22 protein-coding genes and 1 pseudogene are annotated in these 23,690 nt (G+C 72.9%); 14 read left to right on the top strand and 9 right to left on the bottom strand.

Annotated elements, in window-relative coordinates; translation table 11 throughout:
- Nucleotides 1-36 precede the first annotated feature (36 nt).
- The 6 genes from AB0D10_RS03040 to AB0D10_RS03015 all read right to left on the bottom strand — a co-directional run bounded on the left by AB0D10_RS03040 (nucleotide 37) and on the right by AB0D10_RS03015 (nucleotide 4,549).
- Nucleotides 37-1,515: a nucleobase:cation symporter-2 family protein gene (locus tag AB0D10_RS03040; protein WP_360250237.1), complete on the bottom strand. Its 1,479-nt coding sequence runs from the start codon at nucleotides 1,513-1,515 to the stop codon at nucleotides 37-39.
- A gap of 266 nt (nucleotides 1,516-1,781) precedes the next feature.
- Nucleotides 1,782-2,702: a factor-independent urate hydroxylase gene (gene pucL, locus AB0D10_RS03035; RefSeq protein WP_360250234.1), complete on the bottom strand. Its 921-nt coding sequence runs from the start codon at nucleotides 2,700-2,702 to the stop codon at nucleotides 1,782-1,784.
- A 32-nt stretch (nucleotides 2,703-2,734) separates the two neighbouring features.
- Nucleotides 2,735-3,070 carry a hydroxyisourate hydrolase gene (gene uraH, locus AB0D10_RS03030; protein WP_360250231.1) on the bottom strand — a complete coding sequence of 112 codons (336 nt, stop codon included), beginning with the start codon at nucleotides 3,068-3,070 and terminating at the stop codon, nucleotides 2,735-2,737.
- A 107-nt stretch (nucleotides 3,071-3,177) separates the two neighbouring features.
- Complete coding sequence (gene uraD / locus AB0D10_RS03025) at nucleotides 3,178-3,681, bottom strand: 2-oxo-4-hydroxy-4-carboxy-5-ureidoimidazoline decarboxylase (protein WP_360250228.1); 504 nt, start codon at nucleotides 3,679-3,681, stop codon at nucleotides 3,178-3,180.
- Nucleotides 3,682-3,917: 236 nt separating this feature from the next.
- A complete protein-coding gene (locus tag AB0D10_RS03020) occupies nucleotides 3,918-4,298 on the bottom strand; it encodes a helix-turn-helix domain-containing protein (RefSeq protein WP_360250225.1) in 381 nt (126 codons plus the stop codon).
- A complete protein-coding gene (locus AB0D10_RS03015) occupies nucleotides 4,295-4,549 on the bottom strand; it encodes a thiamine-binding protein (protein WP_360250222.1) in 255 nt (84 codons plus the stop codon). Before AB0D10_RS03015 ends, AB0D10_RS03020 begins: the two co-directional genes overlap by 4 nt.
- A gap of 209 nt (nucleotides 4,550-4,758) precedes the next feature.
- On the opposite strand from AB0D10_RS03015, the gene AB0D10_RS03010 reads away from it, so the two are divergent.
- The 14 genes and pseudogenes from AB0D10_RS03010 (at nucleotide 4,759) to AB0D10_RS02945 (ending at nucleotide 20,183) form a co-directional block, all read left to right on the top strand.
- Entirely contained in the window at nucleotides 4,759-5,601 is an 843-nt protein-coding gene (locus AB0D10_RS03010; RefSeq protein ID WP_360250219.1) for a TIM barrel protein, read from the top strand.
- A gap of 100 nt (nucleotides 5,602-5,701) precedes the next feature.
- Complete coding sequence (locus AB0D10_RS03005) at nucleotides 5,702-6,589, top strand: 2-hydroxy-3-oxopropionate reductase (RefSeq protein WP_360250216.1); 888 nt, start codon at nucleotides 5,702-5,704, stop codon at nucleotides 6,587-6,589.
- Nucleotides 6,590-7,027: 438 nt separating this feature from the next.
- Nucleotides 7,028-8,170, top strand: a complete 1,143-nt coding sequence (locus tag AB0D10_RS03000) for a glycerate kinase (RefSeq protein WP_360250213.1) — start codon at nucleotides 7,028-7,030, stop codon at nucleotides 8,168-8,170.
- A 158-nt stretch (nucleotides 8,171-8,328) separates the two neighbouring features.
- A complete protein-coding gene (gene allB / locus AB0D10_RS02995) occupies nucleotides 8,329-9,714 on the top strand; it encodes an allantoinase AllB (protein WP_360250210.1) in 1,386 nt (461 codons plus the stop codon).
- Nucleotides 9,704-10,750 (top strand): annotated as a pseudogene (gene alc, locus AB0D10_RS02990) (allantoicase); the annotation flags it as partial. The gene allB and the pseudogene alc, both read left to right, overlap by 11 nt.
- 322 nt (nucleotides 10,751-11,072) lie before the next feature.
- Complete coding sequence (locus tag AB0D10_RS02985; RefSeq protein ID WP_360250207.1) at nucleotides 11,073-12,533, top strand: catalase; 1,461 nt, start codon at nucleotides 11,073-11,075, stop codon at nucleotides 12,531-12,533.
- 386 nt (nucleotides 12,534-12,919) lie between these two features.
- On the top strand, nucleotides 12,920-13,699 hold the full coding sequence (locus AB0D10_RS02980; protein ID WP_360250204.1) for an IclR family transcriptional regulator C-terminal domain-containing protein: 780 nt from the start codon (nucleotides 12,920-12,922) through the stop codon (nucleotides 13,697-13,699).
- A gap of 194 nt (nucleotides 13,700-13,893) precedes the next feature.
- Nucleotides 13,894-14,811, top strand: a complete 918-nt coding sequence (locus AB0D10_RS02975; RefSeq protein ID WP_360250194.1) for a metal-dependent hydrolase — start codon at nucleotides 13,894-13,896, stop codon at nucleotides 14,809-14,811.
- A gap of 198 nt (nucleotides 14,812-15,009) precedes the next feature.
- Nucleotides 15,010-16,116, top strand: a complete 1,107-nt coding sequence (locus AB0D10_RS02970; RefSeq protein WP_360250191.1) for a PDR/VanB family oxidoreductase — start codon at nucleotides 15,010-15,012, stop codon at nucleotides 16,114-16,116.
- Between the two features lie 14 nt (nucleotides 16,117-16,130).
- Nucleotides 16,131-17,072: a M24 family metallopeptidase gene (locus AB0D10_RS02965; RefSeq protein ID WP_360250188.1), complete on the top strand. Its 942-nt coding sequence runs from the start codon at nucleotides 16,131-16,133 to the stop codon at nucleotides 17,070-17,072.
- Nucleotides 17,069-18,811 carry an SDR family oxidoreductase gene (locus AB0D10_RS02960; protein ID WP_360250185.1) on the top strand — a complete coding sequence of 581 codons (1,743 nt, stop codon included), beginning with the start codon at nucleotides 17,069-17,071 and terminating at the stop codon, nucleotides 18,809-18,811. The genes AB0D10_RS02965 and AB0D10_RS02960 overlap by 4 nt, the downstream gene beginning before the upstream one ends.
- Before the next feature lie 97 nt (nucleotides 18,812-18,908).
- A complete protein-coding gene (locus AB0D10_RS02955; RefSeq protein ID WP_360250178.1) occupies nucleotides 18,909-19,103 on the top strand; it encodes a type II toxin-antitoxin system VapB family antitoxin in 195 nt (64 codons plus the stop codon).
- Nucleotides 19,100-19,516, top strand: a complete 417-nt coding sequence (locus AB0D10_RS02950; RefSeq protein ID WP_360250175.1) for a PIN domain nuclease — start codon at nucleotides 19,100-19,102, stop codon at nucleotides 19,514-19,516. The genes AB0D10_RS02955 and AB0D10_RS02950 overlap by 4 nt, the downstream gene beginning before the upstream one ends.
- Before the next feature lie 46 nt (nucleotides 19,517-19,562).
- On the top strand, nucleotides 19,563-20,183 hold the full coding sequence (locus AB0D10_RS02945) for a LysE family translocator (RefSeq protein ID WP_360250172.1): 621 nt from the start codon (nucleotides 19,563-19,565) through the stop codon (nucleotides 20,181-20,183).
- An 84-nt stretch (nucleotides 20,184-20,267) separates the two neighbouring features.
- On the opposite strand, the gene AB0D10_RS02940 is transcribed toward AB0D10_RS02945, so the two are convergent.
- The 3 genes from AB0D10_RS02940 to AB0D10_RS02930 all read right to left on the bottom strand — a co-directional run bounded on the left by AB0D10_RS02940 (nucleotide 20,268) and on the right by AB0D10_RS02930 (nucleotide 23,543).
- On the bottom strand, nucleotides 20,268-20,570 hold the full coding sequence (locus AB0D10_RS02940) for a hypothetical protein (RefSeq protein WP_360250169.1): 303 nt from the start codon (nucleotides 20,568-20,570) through the stop codon (nucleotides 20,268-20,270).
- Nucleotides 20,571-20,650: 80 nt separating this feature from the next.
- A complete protein-coding gene (locus AB0D10_RS02935; RefSeq protein WP_360250166.1) occupies nucleotides 20,651-21,856 on the bottom strand; it encodes an XdhC/CoxI family protein in 1,206 nt (401 codons plus the stop codon).
- A 199-nt stretch (nucleotides 21,857-22,055) separates the two neighbouring features.
- Nucleotides 22,056-23,543 carry an NCS2 family permease gene (locus AB0D10_RS02930; protein ID WP_360250163.1) on the bottom strand — a complete coding sequence of 496 codons (1,488 nt, stop codon included), beginning with the start codon at nucleotides 23,541-23,543 and terminating at the stop codon, nucleotides 22,056-22,058.
- Between the last annotated feature and the right edge of the window lie 147 nt (nucleotides 23,544-23,690).

The following is a 23,690-nucleotide window of genomic DNA, read 5'->3' as shown; positions in this document are numbered from 1 at the left end:
GCGTGCCACCGAGGGGGTGCACTCCTCCCGGACCGGTCAGGACGGTGTCGCCGTCGGCGCCGTCGCGCCGGAACCCTGGCCGGATCTGGACCGGCGGGCGGTTCCGACGTGGTGGAAGAGCAGGTTGAGCAGGACGGCCATCACGCAGCCGGCCGAGATCCCCGAGTGCATCAGGGTACGGACGGCCTCCGGGAAGGAGTCGTAGAACGTCGGCACGGCGATCGGGATGATGCCGACGCCGAGCGAGACCGACACCAGGATGGTGTGGGAGCTGGACTCCATGCCGGCCTCCGCGAGGGTGCGGATGCCGCTGGCCGCGACCGTGCCGAAGAGCACGATCCCGGCGCCGCCGAGGACGGGTTGCGGCACCAGGGAGACGACCGAGCCCAGTACGGGGAACAGCCCGAGCAGGACCAGGATGCCTCCGCCGGCCGCGACCACGAAGCGGCTGCGGATCTTCGTCAACGCCACCAGCCCGATGTTCTGGGCGAAGGCGCTGGCGGCGAAGCCGTTGAAGACGGGGCTGAGCGCGGTGGCCAGGCCGTCGGCCCGCAGGCCGGCGGCGAGCGTGGGCTCGTCCGCCTCGCGGTCGACGATCTTGCCGAGCGCGAGCATGTCGGCGGTGGACTCGGTCATCGAGACCACCATGACGATGCAGAGCGAGACGATCGCGGCCGCGTCGAACACGGGCGCGCCGAAGTGGAACGGGGAAGGGAGCGCGAAGACCTTCGCGTCCCGGACCGCGCCGAAGTCGGTCAGCCCCAGCGGGACGGCGATCAGGGTGCCGATCGCCAGACCGATGAGCAGGGACATCTGCTGCCAGAAGCCGCGCAGCAGACGGTTGCAGAGCACCACCGCGACGAGGGTGATCGCGGCGAGGCCGATGGCCCGCATGGAGCCGTACCCGGGGGCGCCCGGCGAGCCGCCGCGCGCCCAGTTGACCGCCACCGGGAGCAGGGACACCCCGATGAGGGTGATCACGGTGCCCTGGACGACCGGGGGGAAGAACCGGATGAGCTTGCAGAAGTACGGCGCCGCGAGGAAGCACAGGGCCCCTGCGACGATCACCGCTCCGAAGATCACCGGGAGGGCCTCCTTCGGTCCCCCCGTCCTTTCGATGGAACTCTTGGCGATGGCGATCATGGGCGCGACCCCCGCGAAGGAGACGCCGTTCACGAACGGCAGTCGCGCGCCGATCTTCCAGACGCCGAGGGTCTGGAGGAGGGTGGCCAGTCCGGCGGTGAACAGGCTGGCCGAGATGAGCAGGGCGAGTTCGCCGGGGGAGAGCCCGACGCCGGCGCCGACGATGAGCGGGGGTGCGACGACTCCCGCGTACATCGCGGCGACGTGCTGGAGTCCGGTGGTGAACAGCTTCACCGGGGGCAGCAACTCGTCCACGGGGTGGGGCGCGGGCCCGGACGGCTCACCGGGGAGGTGGGCCGGTGCGCCGTCCGGGCCGTGCGTTCTTTCCGGGGTGGAACCGCCGTCTGTACTGCTGGTGTTGCTGGGTGCCATGTCGAGCCCCTCTTGTGCCCGTGGCTCCCGGCGCGCCCGTGGCGCTGGAGACCCCCCGAGGACGGGACGGCGGAGCAAGGATTCCTCGGGGTGCTTCTCCAGTGCCCCGGGCCGGCCGCCGCGAGGCAGACACGAACTCCGGTGGGTGGGGGTGGAGAAACAGGTGGTGCAGGCCGTGCGGGTGGTGCGGCCCGCCCGGACTCGACCGGCCCGCGGGGGCCGGAGGGTGTGGCGATTCCGGGCGGAGTCCACGGTGGTGGGGGAGATCAGGCGACCGGGATGACCGGGACGACGCCCTCGCGGTGCACGGTGCCCTCGATCAGGCCGTACATGCGGTCCGCGGCGTAGTAGACCTCGTTCTCGTTCTTGAGGCCGAAGGGCTCCAGGTCGACGAGGAAGTGGTGCTTGTTGGGCAGTTCGAGGCGTACCTCGTCCACCTCGGCGCGGTTGTTGAGGACCCGGGTGCCCATCGCGTGCAGGGTCTGCTGCAGCGAGTAGGAGTAGGTCTCGGCGAACGCCTCCAGCATGTGGCGCTTCACGTGGGCGTAGGAGCGGTTCCAGTTGGGCTGGGCCTCGCCGTCCCGGCCGCTGTAGCCGTACTTCCAGCGGGCGGTGACCTGGGTGGCGAGGATGCGGTCGTACGCCTCCTGCAGGGTGGTGTACTTGTCCTTGATGTAGCCCCAGAACTCCGAGTTGGTGGAGTTCATCACCACGAGGTCCTTCAGGCCGGAGATGACCCGGACGGTCTCGCCGTCGTAGCTGATCTCGGTGGTGCGGACCTCTTGGCCGGTGCGGACGAAGGAGTGGCCGACCTCCTCCGAGCCGATGAAGCGGGCCGAGCTGTCCGGCGTCCTGATCCGGTCCCAGGAGTACTCCTCGATCCGGATCCGGGCGCCGTGCACGACACCGCGCTCGGTGTTGTCGACGAAGTGGCGCGCCAGGACGATGCCGAAGGCCTCGGCCGACTCGATGCCGTACTCCTTGGCGAAGGCGTAGACGGTGTTCTTGGTGGTGTCGGTGGGGAGGCAGTTGGCGTTGGACCCGGTGAGGTGGACGTCCTCGAACTCACCCTGGAGGGAGACCGAGACGTTCAGGTCCTTGATCTCGTGCCGGGTGGAGTCGCGGGAGATCCGGACGATGCGGTTCTCCGCCTTGCCGTACTGGTTCTGACCGAGCACGTGGGCCATGACGTGGCTCCTAGAGCTTCCAGGTCGGTCTACTAGCTTCCGCGGTAGACCGAGTATCCGAACGGGTTGAGCAGCAGCGGCACGTGGTAGTGGTGCTGTTCGGGCGCGACCGTGAAGACGATCGAGACCTCGGGGAAGAACGGCGGCTCGGCGGACCTGGGCGCGTGGTAGGCGCCGGTGTCGAAGAGCAGCCGGACGACCGAGCCCGCCTCCACGGCCGGCAGGTCCTTGACCCGGCCGTCGGAGTCCGTGGCGGAGGTGCCGAGCACCTGCCAGCCACCCTCGGTGTGCAGTGCGAGCTCGACCGGGACGCCTTCGGCCGGGCGGCCGAGGCTGGTGTCGAGCACGTGGGTGGAGATGCCAGTCATGGGTGAAGTGACCTTACTGATGGCAGAGGTGATGGTGCGTCAGTTCTCCGGCGAGGCGGCCGCGGGGTGCGGGTGTGACCGCATCCGACGGTACGCCAGGGAGGGGGTCAGGAGCCGTCGAGCAGGCGGCCGAGGCGGATGTCGTTGATCTTGCGCAGTTCCCCGCGGACGATCTCCGCCTCGGTGTCGGCGTCGTTGGGGTGGCGCTCGCGCAGGGCGGCGAGCATGCCGGCCGCGGTACGGCCGGTCGCGCAGATCAGGAACACGTGGCCGAACTTCGCCTCGTAGGCGGCGTTGGCCTCGCCCAGTTCGTCGAGGACGGCCCGGTCCACGCCCCGGATGCCGGCCTGTTCGCGCTCGGAGGTGGCGTCGCCGCTCTTGGGCTTGCCGATCCGGGCGTGGCCGGCCATCGCGTCGCGCAGGTCGTCGGCCGTCAGCGACGCCATGGCCGCCGCGTTGGCGGCGAGCAGGGACTCGCGGTCGGCCCAGGGCCGGGCCTGCGTGACCGCGGCGGCCCACCGGGGGCTGGAGCATACCTCCAGCAAGATCGCTTCCAGCTCGGCGGCATCGGCCGCGGCCAGGGCGTCAAGGGTGTGGGAGTGGTTGGTCACGGGTGGACCTCCTGAAGAGTGGTGCCACCCGGAAAAGCTAGATCGACCCCACCCGGTCGTCAACACTTTGTTGAACGGTTGGTGGTTACGTTTTGAACCGGCCCGCGATGCCGGGCCCTTTCGTGTGCGATTCGCCAAGTGTGCCCCGCCGCAGGCCGATCCGGACTGGCCGAAGCCGTGTCCGGACCGGTCCGAACCGGCGGGGTCACCCGTTCGGAAGCCCCCGCAGGGGCTCCTCAGGAGGACTTCGAGCCGTCCTGGCGGTTGAGGTAGTTGTACACCGTGAAGCGGCTGACGCCCAGGGCCGAGGCGACCGTCTCGACGCCGTGGCGGACGGTGAAGGCGCCGCGCTCCTCCAGCAGGGCGACGACCCGCTGCTTCTCCAGCCGGTCCAGCTCGGCCAGCGGGCGGCCGTCGAACTGCCGGGCCATCTCGGCCAGCAGCCGGTCCAGCGCGCTGCTCAGGTGCGGCAGTCGGACGGCCAGGGCCGGCACACCCTCCCACTCCAGGACGACGTCCTCGGCCTTCGCCTCGTCCAGCGGGACGGGCGTCGCGCCGACCGCGTCCAGCAGCGGCTTCACCGCCGCGGCGAGCGGGTGTTCCAGGTGCTCGGTCACGGTGCACCGCCCTCCTCGTCCAGGACGCTGACCTGGACCGAGATGCGGGTCGCCCCGGCGTTCAGGGTCTCCCGGAGCAGCTTGGTCACCGCGTCGAGGACCTGCTGGGCCTCGCCCTCGGCGCCGGTCCCGAAGGGGCCGACCGACACGGCCAGGCCGGCCTCGTCGACCACCTTGCGGGCTGCCGCGGCGTGCTCCGGGAACGTGTCCAGTTCGAACGGTTCTGTCGTGAACTCCACCATCAATCGCACGGGATCACTGTATCGAGCGGGAGTGCGGACGGGCAGGGGCTGGGCGATCGAACAGTCGGGGCCGGGCAGGTGGGGCGCCCTCCGAGCGTCTTCAACAAAATGTTGCGACTCCCTTGACACCCGCTTCGCCGGCCGGAGATGCTTCCACCACACAGAATCCCTCTTCCGGATCGTGGAAGTTGCGGATGACGGAAGAGAGATGAGAGGTGATGGACGTGACGGCCGCTGCCAAGCACCACTACACGGTCAACCTGTCGATCCTGTTCGGCGAGCTGCCCCTCCTGGAGCGCCCCGCCGCAGCCGCCGCGGCCGGCTTCGCCGCCGCCGAGCTCTGGTGGCCCTTCGGTGAGGAGCACGACCCCTCAGAGGCCGAGCTGGACGCGCTCCGCAAGGCGTTCACCGACGCCGGGGTCCGGCTCACCGGCCTCAACTTCCTGGACGACCTGAGCAGGGGCGCCCGCGGCACCGTCTCGGTGCCGTCCGAGCGGGACCGCTTCCGGGCCAACGTCCCGGTCGCCGCGGAGCTCGCCGGCTCGCTCGGCACCAAGGCGCTCAACGCCCTGTACGGAAACCGGGTCGAGGGCGTCGAGCCCGCCGAGCAGGACGCGCTCGCACTGGAGAACCTGGTCCTCGCGGCGAAGGCCGCGCACGGGATCGGCGCGGTCCTGCTGGTCGAGGCCCTGAACGGGGCCGAGTCCCCGGACTACCCGCTGGTCTCCGCCGCAGCCGCGGTCGAGGTGGTGGACAAGGTCAACGCCGCCACCGGCCTGGGCAACGCCCGGTTCCTGTGCGACCTCTACCACCTGGCCAAGAACGGCGAGGACCTGGCCCGGGTCATCGACACCCACGCCGACCGCATCGGCCACGTGCAGATCGCCGACAACCCGGGCCGCAACGAGCCCGGCACCGGCGACCTCGACTTCGAGGACCTGTTCGCCCGGCTCACCGCCGCCGGCTACACGGGCCCGATCGGCCTGGAGTACCGCCCCTCCACCGGCGTCAGCGCCGACAGCTTCGGGTGGCTGCCGCGCGAGCTGCGCGCCGCCGAGTAGCACCGTCGAGTAGCGCGGCCGGCCGGGCGATGCCCGGCCGGGCAGGCGCGCCGCCGACCCACCCGACCTCCCACCCCGCACACGTAAGGAACTCGACGCGATGAGCCGCAAGATCGCCTTCATCGGCCTCGGCATCATGGGCAGCCCGATGGCCGCCAACCTGGTCAAGGCCGGTCACCACGTCACCGGCTTCAACCTCACCCGGCCGCAGATCGACGCCCTGGTCGCGGCCGGCGGCCACGGCGCCGGCTCCATCGCGGAGGCCGTGAAGGACGCCGAGGTCGTCATCACCATGGTCCCGGCCGACCCGCAGGTCGAGCAGGTCATCCTGGGCGAGGGCGGCGTGCTGGAGAACGCCGCGCCCGGCACCCTGGTGATCGACATGTCCTCGATCACCCCGCAGACCTCGATCAGGGTCGAGGCGGCCGCCAAGGAGAAGGGCGTCCGGACGCTGGACGCCCCGGTCTCCGGCGGCGAGGCCGGCGCCGTCGAGGCCGTGCTGTCGATCATGGTCGGCGGTGCCGCCGAGGACTTCGCAGAGGCCAAGCCGCTGTTCGACGCGCTGGGCACCACGGTCGTCCACGTCGGCCCGGCCGGCGCCGGCCAGACCGTCAAGGCCGCCAACCAGCTGATCGTCGCCGTCAACATCCAGGTGCTGGCCGAGGCCGTGGTGTTCCTGGAGAACGCCGGCGTCGACCTGCGGGCCGCGCTGGACGTGCTCGGCGGCGGCCTGGCCGGCTCGACCGTGCTCAACCGCAAGAAGGCGAACATGCTGGACCGCGAGTTCGCCCCGGGCTTCCGGATCGACCTGCACCACAAGGACATGGGCATCGTCACCGACGCCGCCCGCGCCGTGGGCGCCGCGCTGCCGGTCGGCGCCGTGGTGGCCCAGCTGGTCGCCTCCGCCCGGGCCAACGGCGACGGCTCCCTCGACCACTCGGCGCTGCTGCGCGGCGTCGAGCGGCTCTCCGGCCGCGAGGTCGCGTAACACCGCCGGGGGCTCCCGCGCGGAGCCCCCGGCCCACGAACTCCTCCTGGCGGCGTGTACCCATTCGGTCGTGCCCGCGCCGCCAGGAGGTCCGACCCGACCGGCGCGCGGGCAGGGGCTCATCCGCCCGCCCGCCGGTCGATCCAGCCGGTGATGCGCACTCCCTCCCAGGGGGCACTTCGGTCGTGCCTGCGCGTCGCCTGGCCCCCTCCCCGCCGAGGGGAGCCCCCCGGTACGTCGGAAGCGGGACCGGTGGGGGTATCTCCCAGCCCAAGGCTGGGGGAGAACGGCGGGGAGGGGGTCGCACCCCACCCGGGACGGGGTCGCACCCCGTCCGGACCGCACCGTCCGGGGGCTCGCACCCCCGGAGCACCGGGCCCATGCTGGACGCACGTCGCAGAACCACCGCCACACCCGTACGGAAGCGAGGACCCCACGATGCTCCCCACCCCCCGCCAGGGCCATGTGGTCGTCGCCCCCGACAAGTTCAAGGGCAGCCTGGAGGGCGCCGAGGTGGCCGCCAGGATCGCGGCCGGCATCCGGCTCGCCGTGCCCGGCACCGAGGTGCGCGAGCTGCCCGTCGCCGACGGCGGCGAGGGCACCCTGGCCGCGGCCCTCGCGGCGGGCTTCGACCGGGTGCCGGCCAAGGTGGCCGGCCCGACCGGCCTGCCGGTGGACGCCGCGCTCGCCGTCCGGGGCGACACCGCCGTGGTCGAGCTGGCACAGTCCTCCGGACTAGCCCGGCTGCCCGGCGGCCGGACCGCCCCGCTCGCGGCCGGGTCCTACGGCGTCGGCCAGCTGATCGCCCGGGCCGTCTCGCTCGGCGTCAAGCGGATCGTGCTGGGGCTCGGCGGCAGCGCCTGCACCGACGGCGGCGCGGGCATGGTGCAGGCGCTCGGGGTGCGCCTGCGCGACGCCGACGGCGCCGAACTCCCGCCCGGCGGGGCCGCGTTGCGCCGGCTCGCGGAGATCGAGCTCGGCCCGCTGGCCGACGCGCTGGGCGGCGTCGAGGTCGTGGTCGCCTGCGACGTGGACAACCCGCTGCTCGGGCCGCGCGGCGCCACCGCCGTCTACGGCCCGCAGAAGGGCGCCGACGGCGACGACCTGCTGGTCCTGGAGGAAGGGCTGACCCGGTTCGCCGACCTGGTCGCCGAGGTCACCGGACGGGATGTCCGGCAGGCCCCCGGGGCCGGCGCCGCCGGCGGGGTGGGCTTCGCCGCCCTCGCCCTGCTCGGCGCCACCATGCGACCCGGCATCGAGCTGCTGCTCGACCTGCTGGGCTTCGACGAGGCCGTGCGTGGGGCACGCCTCGTCGTGACCGGCGAGGGTTGCCTGGACGCGCAGACGCTCCACGGCAAGGCCCCCGCCGGAGTTGCCGCGGCGGCCGCCCGGGCGGGGGTTCGGGTGGCCGCCGTGGCGGGCCGGCTGGAGCTCGCCGAGCCCCAGTGGCGGGCCGCCGGCTTCACCGCCGCGATCGCGCTGACCGACCTGGCCGAGCAGCCGGGGGACAGCATGACCAAGGCCGCCGAGCTGGCCGAGGTCGCCGGACGGAAGCTGGCCGACGAACTGCTGGCGCGCTGAACCCTCGTACGTTCATCCATTGACGTTTTGTTGAAGGCGGGCCTAGGCTCCCGGCAATCCCTCGGCTCCTCCCCGCATTCGGCCCCCGCGAACCGCGCCGGGCCGCGCCCGGCTCACCCCCCGACTCACTCCCGACTCCCAGGTTCCGGAGGTCTCCCATGCCTTTCAGCCGGCCCACGGTGATCCGCTCCCGGCGGGTGGTCCTGCCCGACCGCGAGCGCCCCGCGGACGTGCTGATCCGGGACGGGAGGATCGAGCAGGTCGTCGCGCACGGCTCGCTCACCGTCGGCGACCGCGATGTCGCCGACCTCGGCGACATCGCCCTGCTGCCCGGCCTGGTCGACACCCACGTGCACGTCAACGAGCCCGGCCGCACCGAGTGGGAGGGCTTCGCCACCGCCACCCGGGCCGCCGCGGCCGGCGGCGTCACCACGATCATCGACATGCCGCTCAACTCGATCCCGCCCACCACCACGGTGGAGGGGCTGCTGGTCAAGCGGAAGACCGCCGAGGGCCAGGCCTGGGTCGACCTCGGCTTCTGGGCCGGCGCCGTCCCCGGCAACGTCGCCGACCTCGAACCCCTGCACCGCGAAGGCGTGTTCGGCTTCAAGAGCTTCCTCGCCCCCTCCGGCGTGGACGAGTTCCCGCACGTCGAGGCCGCCGACCTGGAGGCCGCCCTGGCCGAGCAGGCCCGGATCGGGGCGCTGGCGATCATCCACGCCGAGGACCCGGCCGTGCTCGACGCCGCACCGCAGCAACCCGGCGTCCACTACCGGGACTTCCTGGCCTCCCGCCCCGCCGACGCGGAGACCGCGGCCGTCGCCCGGCTGCTCGACACCGCGCGGCGCACCGGCGCCCGGGTCCACATCCTGCACGTCTCCTCCGCCGCCGTCCTGCCGCTGCTGCGCCGGGCGCGCGAGGACGGCGTCCGGGTGACCGCCGAGACCTGTCCGCACTACCTGACCCTCGCGGCCGAGCAGGTGCCCGACGGCGACACCGCCTTCAAGTGCTGCCCGCCGATCCGCGACGAGTCCAACCGCGACGCGCTCTGGCAGGCCCTGGCGGACGGCGAGTTCATCGCCGTCGTCTCCGACCACTCGCCGTCCACCCCCGACCTCAAACTGCTGCCCGAGTACGGCGGCAGCGGGGACTTCGCGGCCGCCTGGGGCGGCATCGCCTCGCTGCAGCTCGGCCTGCCCGCCGTCTGGACCGAAGCCCGCCGCCGCGGCCACACCCTGCCCGACATCGTGCGCTGGATGTCCGCCGGACCGGCCGAACTGGTCGGCCTCACCGGCACCAAGGGCGCCATCGCGCCCGGCCACGACGCGGACCTGGTCGCCTTCGACCCCGACGGCGAGTTCGCCGTCCGGGCGAGCGGCCTGCACCACCGCAACCCGGTGACCCCGTACGCGGGCCGGACCCTCACCGGCGCGGTGCGCACCACCTGGCTGCGCGGCCGCGAGGTGGACACCGGGGCCCGCCCCTTCGGCCGGCAGCTCGCCAGGCCCGCCACCCGTACCACCACCCCGCCCGATCGCGCCTAAAGGAGAGTCAGTGACCACTGCCGACACCCCGAGTGCTCCCTTCACCGAGCTGGTCAACCTGGCCTCCCGACTGCTCGGCGCGGGCGTCGTCGCCACCAACGAGGACACCTTCGCGGACGCCGAGAACCTGCTGGTCGCCAAGCCGGCCGAGTTCCGTCCGCACACCTTCGGCCACAAGGGCCAGATCATGGACGGCTGGGAGTCCAAGCGCCGCCGCGGCGTCTCGGCCGGACAGCCGCACCCCACCGACCAGGACCACGACTGGGCGATCGTCCGGCTCGGCGTCGGCGGTGTCATCCGCGGCGTGATCGTGGACACCGCCCACTTCACCGGCAACTACCCGGAGTCCGGCTCCGTCGAGGCCGCGTCCGTCTCCGGCCACCCCTCGCCCGCGGAACTGCGGGACGCCGAGTGGACCACGCTCGTGCCGCGCACCCCGCTGCGCGGGAACACCGCCCACGAGTTCGCCGTCGAGGACGCCACCCGGTACACCCACGTACGGCTGAACATCTTCCCCGACGGCGGCGTCGCCCGCCTGCGCGTGCACGGCGAGGTGCTGCCCGACCCGCGCGAACTGGACGGCCTCACCTTCGACCTGGCCGCCCAGGAGTACGGCGGCGTGGCCGAGGCGGCGTCCGACCGCTACTTCTCCTCCCCGCACAACCTGAACGCTCCCGGTCGCGCCTCCGTCATGGGCGAGGGCTGGGAGACCCGGCGTCGGCGCGACAAGGCCAACGACTGGGTGCAGATCGCCCTGGCCGGGGGCGGCGAGGTCCTGGCCGCCGAGGTGGACACCACCCACTTCGTCGCCAACGCCCCCGGCTGGGCCGACCTGATCGGCTTCGACGCCTCGACCGGGGCCGACCCGGCCGACGGCGAGTGGTTCGAGCTCCTTCCGCGCACCAGGCTCCAGCCCGACACCCGGCACCGCTTCCGGCTCGACGCAGGCCGCCCGGTGACCCACGTGCGGATCAACGTCTACCCGGACGGCGGGCTCGCCCGCCTCCGGCTCACCGGCCGCCTCACCGAGGCCGGCCGCGCGGCCCTCGCGCTGCGCTGGTTCGACGCCGTCCCGGCCGCCGAGGCCGCCGCGGCCCTCACCGGGGCCGGGCTGACCGCGGACGAGGCCGCCGCGCTGACCGCCGCCCGCCCGCTGGCGGACCCGGCCGCGGCCGGCGCCGCCGTCGCGGCGCTCCGGCCGGCCGACGGCCCCGACGGCGAGCACTCCTCCCGCCGCCGCTCGGCCGTCTGGCGCCTGCTCGGCGTCTGAGGTCCGCCCGGCGTCCGCGGCCACCGACCCGACGGACCGTCAGAACACCCTTCACGCACCGCCCTTATCGACACCCGAAGGACCCTCCATGTCCAAGATCCTGACCACGGAGTCCGGCGCCCCGGTCGCCGACAACCAGAACTCGGCCTCGGCCGGCGAGTACGGCCCGCTGCTGATCCAGGACCAGCAGCTGCTGGAGAAGCTGGCCCGGTTCAACCGCGAGCGCATCCCGGAGCGCGTGGTGCACGCCCGCGGCTCCGGCGCGTACGGCTACTTCGAGGTCACCGACGAGGTCTCGCAGTACACCCGGGCGGACTTCCTCTCCGAGGTCGGCAAGCGCACCGAGGTCTTCCTGCGCTTCTCCACCGTGGCCGGCAACCTGGGCGCCAGTGACGCGGTCCGCGACCCGCGCGGCTTCGCGCTGAAGTTCTACACGGGCGAGGGCAACTACGACCTCGTCGGCAACAACACCCCGGTGTTCTTCATCAAGGACCCGATCAAGTTCCCCGACTTCATCCACTCGCAGAAGCGCGACCCGTACACCGGCGTGCAGGAGGCGGACAACGTCTGGGACTTCTGGGCCCACTCGCCGGCCTCGACCCACCAGATCACCTGGCTGTTCGGCGACCGCGGCATCCCGGCCTCCTACCGCCACATGAACGGCTACGGCTCGCACACCTACCAGTGGGTCAACGCCGCCGGCGACGCCTACTGGGTGAAGTACCACTTCAAGACCAACCAGGGCGTCCGCTCCCTGGACGGCGGCCAGGCCGCCGAGGTGGTCGGCGCCGACGCCGACTCGCACCAGCGCGACCTGCACCAGGCCATCGAGCGCGGGGTCTTCCCGTCCTGGACCCTCCACGTCCAGCTGATGCCGGTCGCCGAGGCCGCCGACTACCGCTTCAACCCCTTCGACCTCACCAAGGTGTGGCCGCACGCCGACTATCCGCTGGTCAAGGTCGGCCGCCTGGTGCTCAACAAGAACCCGGAGAACGTCTTCGCCGACGTCGAGCAGTCCGCGTTCTCGCCGAACAACTTCGTGCCCGGCATCGGCCCCTCCCCGGACAAGATGCTCCAGGGTCGCCTGTTCGCCTACGCCGACGCCCAGCGTTACCGCCTCGGCGTGAACCACACCCTGCTGCCGGTGAACGCCCCGCGCGCCACCGCGGCGAACAACTACGGCCGGGACGGTCTGATGGCCGTCAACACCGCCGGCCGCGGCAAGAACTACGAGCCCAACTCGTACGACGGCCCGGCCCAGAACGACACCGCGCTCGCCGCGCCGGTCAAGGTCGAGGGCCACACCGGCACCTACACCACGCCGGCCCACAGCAAGGACGACGACTTCTTCCAGGCCGGTGAGCTCTACCGGTTGATGTCGGCCGGCGAGAAGACCCGCCTGATCGACAACATCGCGGGCTTCCTGGCGCAGGTGACCCGCGACGACATCGTCGAGAAGAACCTCGCCCACTTCCACGCCGCGGACGAGGAGTACGGCGCCCGGCTGGCGGCGGCCGTCGCCAAGCTGCGTGCGGGAGAGGAGAGCTGACCCCGCCTCACTGAACCCTCGCGTACCGCACCACCCGCGTACCGCACCACCCGCAGGCGCACCACCTACAGGCCGCACCACCCACGTACCGCACCACCCGCGTACCGCACCACCCGCACGGCTGTCGGGCCCGCACCCGGCGGCCCCGCGACGGGCCTCTCCCCCCTGGGCAGTGGGGGAGGGGCCCGTCGCGGCGTCCGGGGTGGCCGCGTCGGCGGACCGCGGTCGCCGACCGTACCGGCCGGGCCGCGTCCGCCCGGGTCGACCGGAGGTTGCTCCACGGAATGTTCACGGATATTCACGGACGGCAGTCGCCGGAGCCACCGGGTCGATAGGCTGGTGCGTGCCCGCGGTCGCTCCGTGGGGGGACATCGGAAGGGGACGACATGTCGACACCAGCCCCGGGTCGTCACGCCGCGCTGGACCAGGGCCCCACGGGCCCGTTCACCTCCCTGCAGCACGCCCTCAGACTGCTGGAGGCGGTCGACCGCCACCCCGACGGCGCCACCCTGGTGGGCCTCGCGCGGGAGACCTCGCTCGGGCTGCCCACCGTGCGGCGGCTCGCGGAGATCCTGGAGATCGAGGGCTACCTCCAGTGCCAGGACGGCGGTTGGGTGCTCGGCGGCACCTTCGCCCTGCTCGGACAGCACAACCGCGAGCAGCTGGTCAAGGCCCGTCTCAACCGCAAACTCGCCGAACTCCGGGACGAGTTGGGTGCCGCGGTGTACTTCACCCGTTACCACGACGGCGAGTTGTCGGTGGAGGCGGTCTCGGCGGCCGACTACGCGCCGGCGGTGCAGGAGTGGGTGGACTTCCGGGCCACCGCGCACGCCAGTGCGATCGGCAAGTGTCTGCTCGGTCAGCTGGACGCGGACGCCCGGCGCGACCACCTCTCCCGGCACCCGGTCGCCCGGCTCACCTCCCGCACGGTCACCGACGCCGACCAGCTGATGCACCGGCTGGAGCGGCAGCCGGCCACCGTGCCGGTGCTGGACATCCAGGAGTACGCGCTGGGCACGGTGTGCGCGGCCGTGCCGATCACGGCGGGCAGCACCGTCGGCTGCCTGGCCACCTCGATGCCGGTGGACAACATCCACAAGCTGAAGGCCGCCGCCGAGCTGCTGGCGGCGCGGGCGGCGCCGCTGATGCTGGCGATGGCGGTCTGACCGCACGGCAGTCCGCCCCGTGTAGAGCCCCGTCGGGATCCGGCGGGGCTCGCGCGTTTCCCGGGGTGTTCCGCGGTGCACATCACTTATTAGACTCGATGTCGATAAGGGTCGCCGAAACCCTTGTCCGCACAGCTACCCGCGAGTACGTTTCCCTGAGCCGAGCCGCCTCCCCCAGGTCAGGAGCGCCTGCCATGCCCCGCCCCACCCCCGTCCCCGCCCTCGCCGCCCCCGCCGCGCGCGTCCACGACAGCCTCGTCCTGGAGCCCCGGGACGTCCGCTTCGACTGGGCCGGGCTGCCGCTGCACTGGGTCCCGGACGAGCCGATGGCCACCCACATCCTCAACGTGCTGCACCTGCTGCTCCCCGAGGGCGAACGCTGGTTCGTCAAGGTGTTCAAGGAAGCGCTGCCGCTCGTGCGGGACGAGCAACTGCGCGAGGAGGTGCTCGGCTTCATCGGGCAGGAGGCCATCCACGCCGAGGCCCACCAGGAGGTCCTCGACCACCTCCTCGGCCAGGGGCTCGACCCCCGGCCCTACGTCCGGCAGGTCGCCTGGGTCTTCCAGCGCGTGCTCGGCGAGCGGCCCGGACTGTCCCCCGCCCGGCAGCGCGAAGCGCTCATCGAGCGGGTCGCCGCAATCGCGGCGATCGAGCACTACACCGCCTTCCTCGGCAACTGGATCCTCGACTCCCCGGGGCTGGACCGCGCCCAGGCCGACCCGACGATGCTCGACCTGCTGCGCTGGCACGGCGCCGAGGAGGTCGAGCACCGCAGCGTGGCCTTCGACCTGCTGGTCCACCTGGACCCGGGGTACGTGCGCCGGGTCCGCACCATGGCGGTCGCCGGCCCGCTCCTGGTCCATCTCTGGGTGCGCGGGGTGCGGCTCCTGCTGGCCGCGGACCCGACGCTGGACGGGCGGCTGCGCCCGAGCTGGCGCGAGGCCTACCGGATCACCAGGCGCGGCCTGCTGCCCGACCCGGTCAAGTCGATCCGCTCCGGCCTGCGGTACCTCAAGCCCGGCTACCACCCGACCCTGGAAGGCTCCTCCAGCCAGGCCCTCGGCTACCTCGCCACCTCCCCGGCCGCCCGCGCCGCCGCCGGGACCGGCTGACGGGCGGCAGCGGACGGCTCTCAGGTGACAGCCGACAAGTAACAGCCGACAAGTAACAGATGACAGGTTTCAGACGACGTCATCTGTCATCTGTTACTTGTCGACTGTCATCTGAAACCTGTCACCCGAACCCCGATCGCCTGCAGCCGGACCCGCCACCCGTCGCCGGCCACCCTCCCCCGACGCCAAGGAGCGCGGATGGACCTGCTCACCCCGCCCCCCGACCTCTACGGACGCCCCCGCGCGGACCGCTTCCTGCGCCGCCTCACCGCCTTCCAGGACCGCTACGTGCAGGCCCTCGGCGGCCCGTTGCTGCGCCGAAACCCCCGCCGCCCGCTCAGCCGCCCCACCCCGCCGCTGCAGCTGGTCGTCACCGCCCGCCGCCGACTCGCCCCCGACGTCGTCGAGTTGAAGCTCACCGACCCCTCGGGCGGCCCGCTCCCGCCCTGGCAGCCCGGCGCCCACCTGCGCCTCCACCTGCCCTCCGGCCGCGAGCGCCACTACTCCCTCAGCGGCGACCCGGCCGACCGCGCCGCCTACCGCATCGCCGTCCGGCGGCTGCCCGGTGGCGGCGGCGGGTCCGTCGAGGTCCACGACACCCTGCACCCCGGCGCCCGCCTCACCGCCCGCCGCCCGCGCAACGGCTTCGCCTTCTGCGCCGAGCCCGCCGTCCTCCTGCTGGCCGGCGGCATCGGTATCACCCCGCTGCTCCCGATGGCCCGCGAGGCGCAGCGGCACGGGCTGGACTGGCGCCTGGTGCACGTCGGCCGCAGTGCCGACACCCTCCCGTACACCGAGGAGCTGCGCGCCCTCGACCCGTACCGGGTGGTGCTGCGCACCGACGACGAGCACGGCGGCGTCCCCACCGGCGCCGAGCTGCTCGCCCACGCCCCGCGCGACGCCGCCGTCTACTGCTGCGGGCCGGCCCCGATGCTCACCGCCGTGCAGCGGGCGCTGGACGGCGGTCCGGCCGGGTCCGGCGGGCCGGCCGCCGCCCTGCACTTCGAGCGCTTCGGCGCCGCCCCGATCACCGGCGGCGCGCCCTTCGCCGTCCGCCTCGGCGGCGACGGACCGACCCTCGACGTCCCCGCCGACCGGTCCGCCCTGGACGTGCTGCGCGAGGCCCGCCCGGACCTCCCGTACTCCTGCCGCCAGGGCTTCTGCGGCACCTGCGAGGTCCGTCTGCTGGCCGGCTCGCCCGATCACCGCGACCGCCGTCTCACGCCCGAGCAGCGTGCCACCGGTGCCCTGCTGCCCTGCGTCTCCCGGGCCGCCGAGGGTGAGACCCTCGTGCTCGACCTCTAGAAGGAGTCCCCGCCATGGCGAAAGCGACCCCCGCCTTCCGCTACACCGAGCGCGACCTCGACCGTTTCCGCGAGACCCAGCAACTCGCCTACGACTGCGCCGAGCAGGTCGCCGCCTGGATCGAACCCGGCGTCACCGAACGGCAGGCCACCGCCGAGCTGCGCCGCCGCCTGGTCGCCGCCGGGGTGCAGGACTTCTTCCACGTCCCCTTCGCCTGGTTCGGCGACCGCACGGCGTTCCGGCACTTCCACACCCCGCTGCAGTTCTTCGCCGGCAACCGCCGTCTGGAGGAGGGCATGCCGTACGTCCTGGACTGCGCGCCCGTCGTGGACGGCTACACCGCCGACATCGGTTACGGCGGCAAGGTGGGCGAGAACCGGATCTGGGACCGGCTCGCCGCCGACCTGAAGGTCTACCGCGAGCTGATCCTCGCCGAGGTCCGGGCCCGCAAGCCGCTCGACCAGGTGTACGCGGCCGTGGACGCGCAGCTCGCCGCGCACGGCTACGACAACCGCCACCAGGTCTACCCGGGCCGGGTGATCGGCCACCGGGTCACCCGCACGGTGACCCGCGGTCCGGCCGGGGTGAACGTCTTCGGCTTCGGTGTGCGCACCCTGCAGACCCTCGGCCGTGAGCTCGTCTCCGAGCGCCTGCACGGCCGTTCACCGCTCTGGGCGGACGGCCGGTCGTCCCGGCACGCGCCCACCCCGGGGCTGTGGGCGGTCGAGCCGCACATCGGATTCCGCGGCGTGGGTATCAAGTTCGAGGAACTGCTGGTGGTCACCGAGGACGACGCCTACTGGCTCGACGACGACCTGCCCCACGTCCGCCGCTGGACCGGGACCGCCGAGCGGCGCGCCGCCGAGCAGCCCACGGCCGCCGACCAGTGCACCGCCGACCAGTGCACCGCCACCGAGCCGACTGCCGAGCCGACCGCCCTGGAGGCCACCCGATGACGACCCCGACCCGCCGCCGGACCGTCCACTCCGGCGGTCTGCCGCTCGCCGTCTTCGAGCAGGGCGACCCGGACGCCCCCACCGTCCTCCTCGTCCACGGCTACCCCGACACCCACACCGTCTGGGACGACATCGCCGCCGACCTGGCCCGCGACCACCACGTGGTCCGCTACGACGTGCGCGGCGCCGGCGAGTCCGGCGTCCCCGCGGACCGCGCCGGCTACCGGCTGGAGCGGCTGGCCGAGGACCTGTTCGCGGTCGCCGACGCGGTCAGCCCGGACCGCCCGGTCCACCTGGTCGCCCACGACTGGGGCTCGGTCCAGTCCTGGGAGGCCGTCACCGCCCCCGGCGCCGGGCGCCGGATCGCCTCGTACACCACGATGTCCGGCCCCAGCCTCGACCACATGGGGTTCTGGCTGCGCCACCGGCTGCGCCGCCCCACTCCCCGCCACCTGAAGCAGCTGCTGCACCAGGGCCTGCACTCCTGGTACATCACCGCCTTCCACCTGCCCTACCTCGCTCCCGGCGTCTGGCGCCTCGGCCTCGCCCGGGCCTGGCCGCGGGTGCTGCGCGACCTGGAGCACGTCGCCCCGCGGGCGGACCACCCGCAGCCCAGCCTGCGCCGCGATGCGGTCCGCGGCATCGAGCTGTACCGGGCCAACTTCCGCCCCACCATGGGAAGTCCGCGTGAGCGACCGACCGAGGTGCCGGTCCAGCTGATCACCCTCACCCGGGACCGCTACGTCGGCACCTACCTCTCCGACGGCCTGGAGCGCTGGGTGCCCGACCTGACCCGCAGGACGCTGCACGCCGGCCACTGGTCGGCGCTGCTGGAGAGGGGAGCCATCGTGGCCGGCATGGTCCGCGAGTTCACCGCCCGCAACGAGCCCGGGGCCGAGGGTGGTTCCGCGCAGGACCGGCCCGCGCTGGACGACGGCCGGCTGGTGGTCGTCACCGGCGGCGGCAGCGGCATCGGACGGGCCACCGCGCTCGCCTTCGCCGAGGAGGGGGCCCGGGTCGTCGTCTGCGACCTCGACCTCGCGGCCGCCGAGCGGACCGCCGAACTCGCCTCGCTGATCGGCCCGTCGGCGCACGCCTACCGGGTGGACGTCTCCGACGGCGCGGCGGTGGAGGCCTTCGCGCAGACCGTCGCCGCCGAGCACGGGGTGCCCGACGTGGTGGTCAACAACGCGGGCATCGGCCACTCCGGGACCTTCCTGCAGACCACCGAGAAGGAGTGGCAGCGGGTCCTGGACGTCAACCTCTGGGGCGTGATCCACGGCTGCCGCGCCTTCGGCACGCTGATGGCCGACCGCGGCCAGGGCGGCCACATCGTCAACGTCTCCTCGGCCGCCGCCTACCTGCCCTCCAAGGCGCTCACCGCCTACGCCACCAGCAAGGCCGCGGTGTTCATGCTCTCCGACTGCCTGCGCGCCGAGTTCGTCGGCCACGGCATCGGCGTCTCCACCATCTGCCCGGGGATCGTCAACACCAACATCACCCGCACCTCCACCTTCTCCGCCACCACCGCCGACGAGCAGGCCGCCAAGCAGGCCCGCGCCGCCAAGCTCTACGCCCGCCGCGGCTTCCCCCCGGAGAAGGTCGCCGCCGCGATCCTCGGCGCCGTCCGCACCGGCAGGCCCGTCGTCCCGGTCACCCCCGAGGCCAAGGTCGCCCGCTTCCTCTCCCGCCTCAGCCCCGGCGTGCTCCGCCTCGCCGCCCGCCTCAACGTCACCTGACCGGGTGAACGTCACCGGAACGGACCAGCGGGGCCTGTGATATCAGCTGCGCTTGATTTCGATATCGCAGTCCCCGCTCCGTTCCGGGAGGTCGACCATGGCCCGTACCGTGACAGACGTCAATGACGAGCTGCTCGCCGAGGCTGCCGAGATCCTCGGTACCACCACGAAGGTCGCGACCGTGAACAGGGCCCTTGAGGAGCTTGTGAAGCGCCGAAAGCGCGAAGCCTTCATGGCCTGGCTCGCCGAGGGCGGGCTGCCGGATCTCACCGGGCCGGTGGGAAAAGGGTGAGTGACCGCTTCCTGACCGACAAATCGGCCTTCGCCCGCTTCTCCAAGCCGGAGGTCAGGTCGGTGCTCAAGCCGCTGATCATCAGGGGAGTGGTCGCGGTCTGCGGTGCTGTCGAGCTTGAGATCATGCACAGCGCCCGGTCCAAGGGCGACGCTCTTCAGATCCGAGAGGGGTTGAGCGGCTTCGACTGGCTGCCCACACCCGACGAGGTGTGGGACCGGGCCATCGAGGTGCAGGCGCTCCTCACGGCCGAGGGCAACCGGCGGGCGCTCTCCGTGCCGGACCTCGTCATCGCGGCGACCGCCGAGCGGCACGGTGTCACCGTGCTCCACTACGACGGCGACTACGACATGATCGCCGCCGTCACCGGTCAGCCGACGGAATGGGTCGTTCCGCCCGGCACCGCGGACTGAACACCGCCCGCGGCCCCGTCCGGGGCCTGGGAGAGCATCGAGGTCCATGGAGATGACAACTGCTCTGTGGTCCTTCGCCCTCGTCGTGGGGCTGCTCACCCTGACGCCCGGTCTGGACACGGCCCTGGTCCTGCGGACGTCCGCGCTGGCCGGGAGGCGCCAGGCCTGGGGGGTCGTGCTCGGGATCCAGACCGGCACGCTGATCTGGGGGACGCTCACCTCCGCGGGGGTGACGGCGCTGCTGACCGCCTCGCAGGTGGCCTACGAGGTCCTGCGCTGGGCGGGCGCCGCCTACCTGGTGTGGATGGGCATCGGGATGCTGCGCGACCGGGGCGCCCCGGCGGCGGCCGAGGAGGAGCCGCAGGTCGGCGGGTTCCGGTACGGCTGGCGGCGGGGCACGCTGACCAACCTGCTGAACCCCAAGGTCGGGGTCTTCTACGTCGCGGTGCTGCCGCAGTTCATTCCGGCGGGCGTCCCGCACTTCGCCGCCGGCGTGGCACTGACCTGCGTCCACGTCGTCGAGGGCCTGCTCTGGTCGACGGTCCTGGTGGGCTTCGCCCGGGTGCTGCGCGGCTGGCTGCGCCGGCCGGCCGCGCGCAGGCTGATGGACCGGGTGACCGGCGCGGTCGTGGTGGGCTTCGGCGTGAAGCTGGCGGTGGGCGACTGACCGGGCCACTGACCGGGCCACTGACCGGGCCAATGACCGGGCCAATGACCGGGCCAATGACCGGGCCGCTGAGCGGGTGGCCGGTCAGGCGGACTGGCGGGCGAGCCGGGACAGCCCCTCCTGCAGTTCCTCGGCGTTCATGCAGACGTGCAGCTGGACGTCGGCGTTGAACCGGAGCCAGAACGGCTCGCAGGCGGTGACGACGGAGGCCTCGTCCCGGACGTCCAGGGCGAAGAGCATGGTCCGACGGCCGTTGCGGGCGAAGAAGTAGGCCGCCTCCGGCTTGAGTTGGCTCATGACCCCTTCCAGGGTCGGACCGACCGTGCCGTCCGCGATGAGCTTGTTGGAGGCTTCGGTGTCGAGGGTGACTTCCAGCAGGGCGCGCATGGTCCCCGCTCCTTTCCCGGGCTCGGGACGAGTCCGCACGTCCAGCGTCCCGCTGCCCCGGTGGCCGTGCAACGGCACGCTCAGGCGGCGTGGGTCCGCGACGGCCTCGACTGCGCCGCGGCGGTCTCCCGGTCGCCCTCCGCCGCCGGCGACACGTCGTGGTGGATCGGCCCGTCGCCGGCGCTCAGCGGCAGGCAGCTGCCGCCGCGCCGGTGGGCGATGATCTCGGCGGCGACCGAGACGGCCGTCTCCTCCGGGGTGCGCGCGCCCAGGTCGAGGCCGATGGGGGAGCGCAGCCGGGCGAGTTCGGCGCCGGTGAGGCCGGCCTCGCGCAGCTTCGTCAGACGGTCCCGGTGGGTGCGGCGCGAGCCCATCGCGCCGACGTAGCCGACCGGCAGCCGCAGGGCGCGTTCCAGCAGCGGGATGTCGAACTTGGCGTCGTGGGTGAGCACGCAGAGCACGGTGCGCCCGTCGATCCGGCCGAGCTGGGAGTCCAGGTAGCGGTGCGGCCAGTCGACCACGACCTCGTCGGCCTCCGGGAAGCGGCGGGCGGTGGCGAAGACGGGCCGGGCGTCGCAGACGGTGACGTGGTAGCCGAGGAACCTGCCGATCCGCACCACCGCGGCGGCGAAGTCGATCGCGCCGAACACCAGCATCCGCGGCGCGGGCACGTAGGACTCGACGAAGCAGGTGACGGTGCCCTGCTCGTGTTCGTCGCAGGGGCGGCCGTCGAGGCCGAGGACGATCCGGCCGGTGCGTCCGGCGTCCAGCATGGCCCGGGCCTCCGCGACGATCGCCCGTTCCAGGGCGCCGACGGTGGACGGCCCGACGGACAGTGCTCCGGTGACGCCGTCGGCGGTGACCGCGAGGGTGGCGCCGACCAGTCCGCCGGGCCCGGCGATCACCCGCACCAGTGCCACCGGTGTGCCGGCGGCGATGTGCGCGATCCCGGTGTCCAGGCCGGTGTCGGCCCCGGGCACGACCGGCTGGACGAACACGTCGAGGACTCCGCCGCAGGTCAGCCCGACCGCGAAGGCGTCCTCGTCGCTGTACCCGAAGCGTTCCAGCACCGGTTCGCCGCTCTCGATCGCGGCCTGGCACAGCTCGTACACCGCGCCCTCGACGCAGCCGCCGGAGACGCTGCCGACCGCCTCCCCGTCCGCATCGACGGCCAGGGCCGCGCCCGGGTCGCGCGGCGCGCTGCCGGAGACCCCGACGACGGTGGCCACGGCGAAGGCGCGCCCGGCCGCGTGCCAGGCCTGCAGCTGCTCGGCGATGTCCTGCATGGCGGTGGCTCCTTACACGGTTTCGACAGTAGCGGGGACGCCGCCGTACGGGAAACGATCCCGTACGGCGGCGGTGTCGCAGGAGTGGTGCGGCCCGGCCGCGGTGCCGGGAGCGGTGCCGCCCGGCCGCCGTGCCCGACGACCGGGCCACGACGATCGGTGACCGGGCCGCCGGCGGCGGGCCAGGCCCTGTCCGGCCCTAGTGCACGCCGAGCCAGGACTTGATCGGCGTGATCGCGAAGTACAGCACGAACACCCCGGTGAGGATCCACATCAGCACGCCGGGCTCGCGCCGGCGCCCGACCCCGGCCTTGATGACCGTGTACGAGATGACGCCGGCCGCGACGCCTGCGGTGATGCTGTACGTGAACGGCATCAGCGCGCAGGTGAGGAAGGCCGGGATGGCCACCTCGCGGTCGGACCAGTCGATGTGCCGGGCCTGGCTCATCATCATCGAGCCGATCACGACCAGGGCGGCGGAGGCCACCTCGACCGGGACGACGCCGGCGATCGGCGAGAAGAACAGCATCAGGGCGAACAGTCCGCCGGTGACGGCGGAGGCGAGCCCGGTGCGGGCGCCGTCGCCGACGCCAGTGGCCGACTCGACGAAGACGGTCTGGCCGGAGGCGCCCGCCAGTCCGCCGACCGCGCCGCCGGCGCCGTCGATGAACAGCGCCTTGGAGAGGCCGGGCATCCGGCCCTGCCTGTCGGCGAGTCCGGCTTCGGTGCCGACGCCGATGATGGTGGCCATCGCGTCGAAGAAGCCGGCCAGCACCAGGGTGAAGACCGCGACCGAGGCGCTGATCGCGCCCATGCCCTTGCCCCCGAAGGCGCCGAACAGGTCGACGTGGCCGAACAGGCTGAAGTCGGGGGCGGAGACGGGGCTGCCGGGCCACACCGGGACGGAGTTCTTCCAGGCGGTGGCGGGCACGTTCGCGGCCTTGTTGACGATCACGGCGAGCACGGTGCCGCCGGCGATGCCGATCAGGATCGCGCCGCGGACGCCGCGGGCCATCAGTACGAAGATCGAGAGCAGGGTGACGCAGAAGACCAGGACCGGCCAGCCGGCCAGCTCACCGGAGGGGCCGAGGGACAGCGGGGTGGGGCCGCCGGTGTGCATGAACCCGGCCTTGTAGAGGCCGATCACGGTGACGAACAGGCCGATGCCGATGGTGATGGCGTGCTTGAGCGGCAGTGGGATGCCGTTCATGATCTTCTCGCGCAGTCCGGAGACCACCAGCAGCACGATCAGCAGGCCGTAGATCACGCACAGGCCCATGGCCTGCGCCCAGGTGGTGTGCGGGACGACCAGGGCGGAGACCGCGCCGGAGACCGAGAGGCCGGCGGCGAGGGCGAGCGGGACGTTGCCGACCACGCCCATCAGGATGGTGGTGACCGCTGCCGCCAGGGCGGTGGCAGTGGTCAGCGCGGCGTGGTCCAGCTTGACGCCGGTGACGTCCGCGCCGCTCAGGATGAGCGGGTTGAGCAGGATGATGTACGCCATCGCCATGAAGGTGGTGAGACCACCGCGCAGCTCGTTGGCGAGCGTCGAGCCCCGGGCCGAGATCTTGAAGTAGGCGTCCAGGGCGCCGTTCGGACGTGGTTCCGGGGCCGACGGGTGGCTGTCGTCCTCGGTGGGTCTGACTTCGGTGGTGCCGGGCTCCGTGGGGATCCTGGGCATGTCCACTCCCAAGTGTCAAAGGGGGTTGGGGTGGGCGAGCCGACCTGACTGCCGGTCAACGAAGCGGCGTAGGGGGACGTATCGACTCACTGGGGCACTCGGAAGGGGGCGAGTGCCCGGCGGTGCAATCGCGGGTGGTGCGGTGGTGCGCAC

This window comes from Kitasatospora sp. NPDC048545, from assembly GCF_040651155.1.
Lineage (GTDB): Bacteria > Actinomycetota > Actinomycetes > Streptomycetales > Streptomycetaceae > Kitasatospora.
Note: the sequence above shows the minus strand (reverse complement) of the source record. Positions and strands in the feature narration are given on the sequence as shown.

Coding starts and splice junctions, on each gene's coding strand:
- AB0D10_RS03040 (WP_360250237.1), bottom strand. CDS start 1,515: ATGGCACCCAGCAACACCAGCAGTACAGACGGCGGTTCCACCCCGGAA.
- pucL (WP_360250234.1), bottom strand. CDS start 2,702: ATGGCCCACGTGCTCGGTCAGAACCAGTACGGCAAGGCGGAGAACCGC.
- uraH (WP_360250231.1), bottom strand. CDS start 3,070: ATGACTGGCATCTCCACCCACGTGCTCGACACCAGCCTCGGCCGCCCG.
- AB0D10_RS03010 (WP_360250219.1), top strand. CDS start 4,759: ATGGACGTGACGGCCGCTGCCAAGCACCACTACACGGTCAACCTGTCG.
- AB0D10_RS03005 (WP_360250216.1), top strand. CDS start 5,702: ATGAGCCGCAAGATCGCCTTCATCGGCCTCGGCATCATGGGCAGCCCG.
- AB0D10_RS03000 (WP_360250213.1), top strand. CDS start 7,028: ATGCTCCCCACCCCCCGCCAGGGCCATGTGGTCGTCGCCCCCGACAAG.
- allB (WP_360250210.1), top strand. CDS start 8,329: ATGCCTTTCAGCCGGCCCACGGTGATCCGCTCCCGGCGGGTGGTCCTG.
- AB0D10_RS02985 (WP_360250207.1), top strand. CDS start 11,073: ATGTCCAAGATCCTGACCACGGAGTCCGGCGCCCCGGTCGCCGACAAC.
- AB0D10_RS02980 (WP_360250204.1), top strand. CDS start 12,920: ATGTCGACACCAGCCCCGGGTCGTCACGCCGCGCTGGACCAGGGCCCC.
- AB0D10_RS02975 (WP_360250194.1), top strand. CDS start 13,894: ATGCCCCGCCCCACCCCCGTCCCCGCCCTCGCCGCCCCCGCCGCGCGC.
- AB0D10_RS02970 (WP_360250191.1), top strand. CDS start 15,010: ATGGACCTGCTCACCCCGCCCCCCGACCTCTACGGACGCCCCCGCGCG.
- AB0D10_RS02965 (WP_360250188.1), top strand. CDS start 16,131: ATGGCGAAAGCGACCCCCGCCTTCCGCTACACCGAGCGCGACCTCGAC.
- AB0D10_RS02960 (WP_360250185.1), top strand. CDS start 17,069: ATGACGACCCCGACCCGCCGCCGGACCGTCCACTCCGGCGGTCTGCCG.
- AB0D10_RS02955 (WP_360250178.1), top strand. CDS start 18,909: ATGGCCCGTACCGTGACAGACGTCAATGACGAGCTGCTCGCCGAGGCT.
- AB0D10_RS02945 (WP_360250172.1), top strand. CDS start 19,563: ATGGAGATGACAACTGCTCTGTGGTCCTTCGCCCTCGTCGTGGGGCTG.
- AB0D10_RS02940 (WP_360250169.1), bottom strand. CDS start 20,570: ATGCGCGCCCTGCTGGAAGTCACCCTCGACACCGAAGCCTCCAACAAG.
- AB0D10_RS02935 (WP_360250166.1), bottom strand. CDS start 21,856: ATGCAGGACATCGCCGAGCAGCTGCAGGCCTGGCACGCGGCCGGGCGC.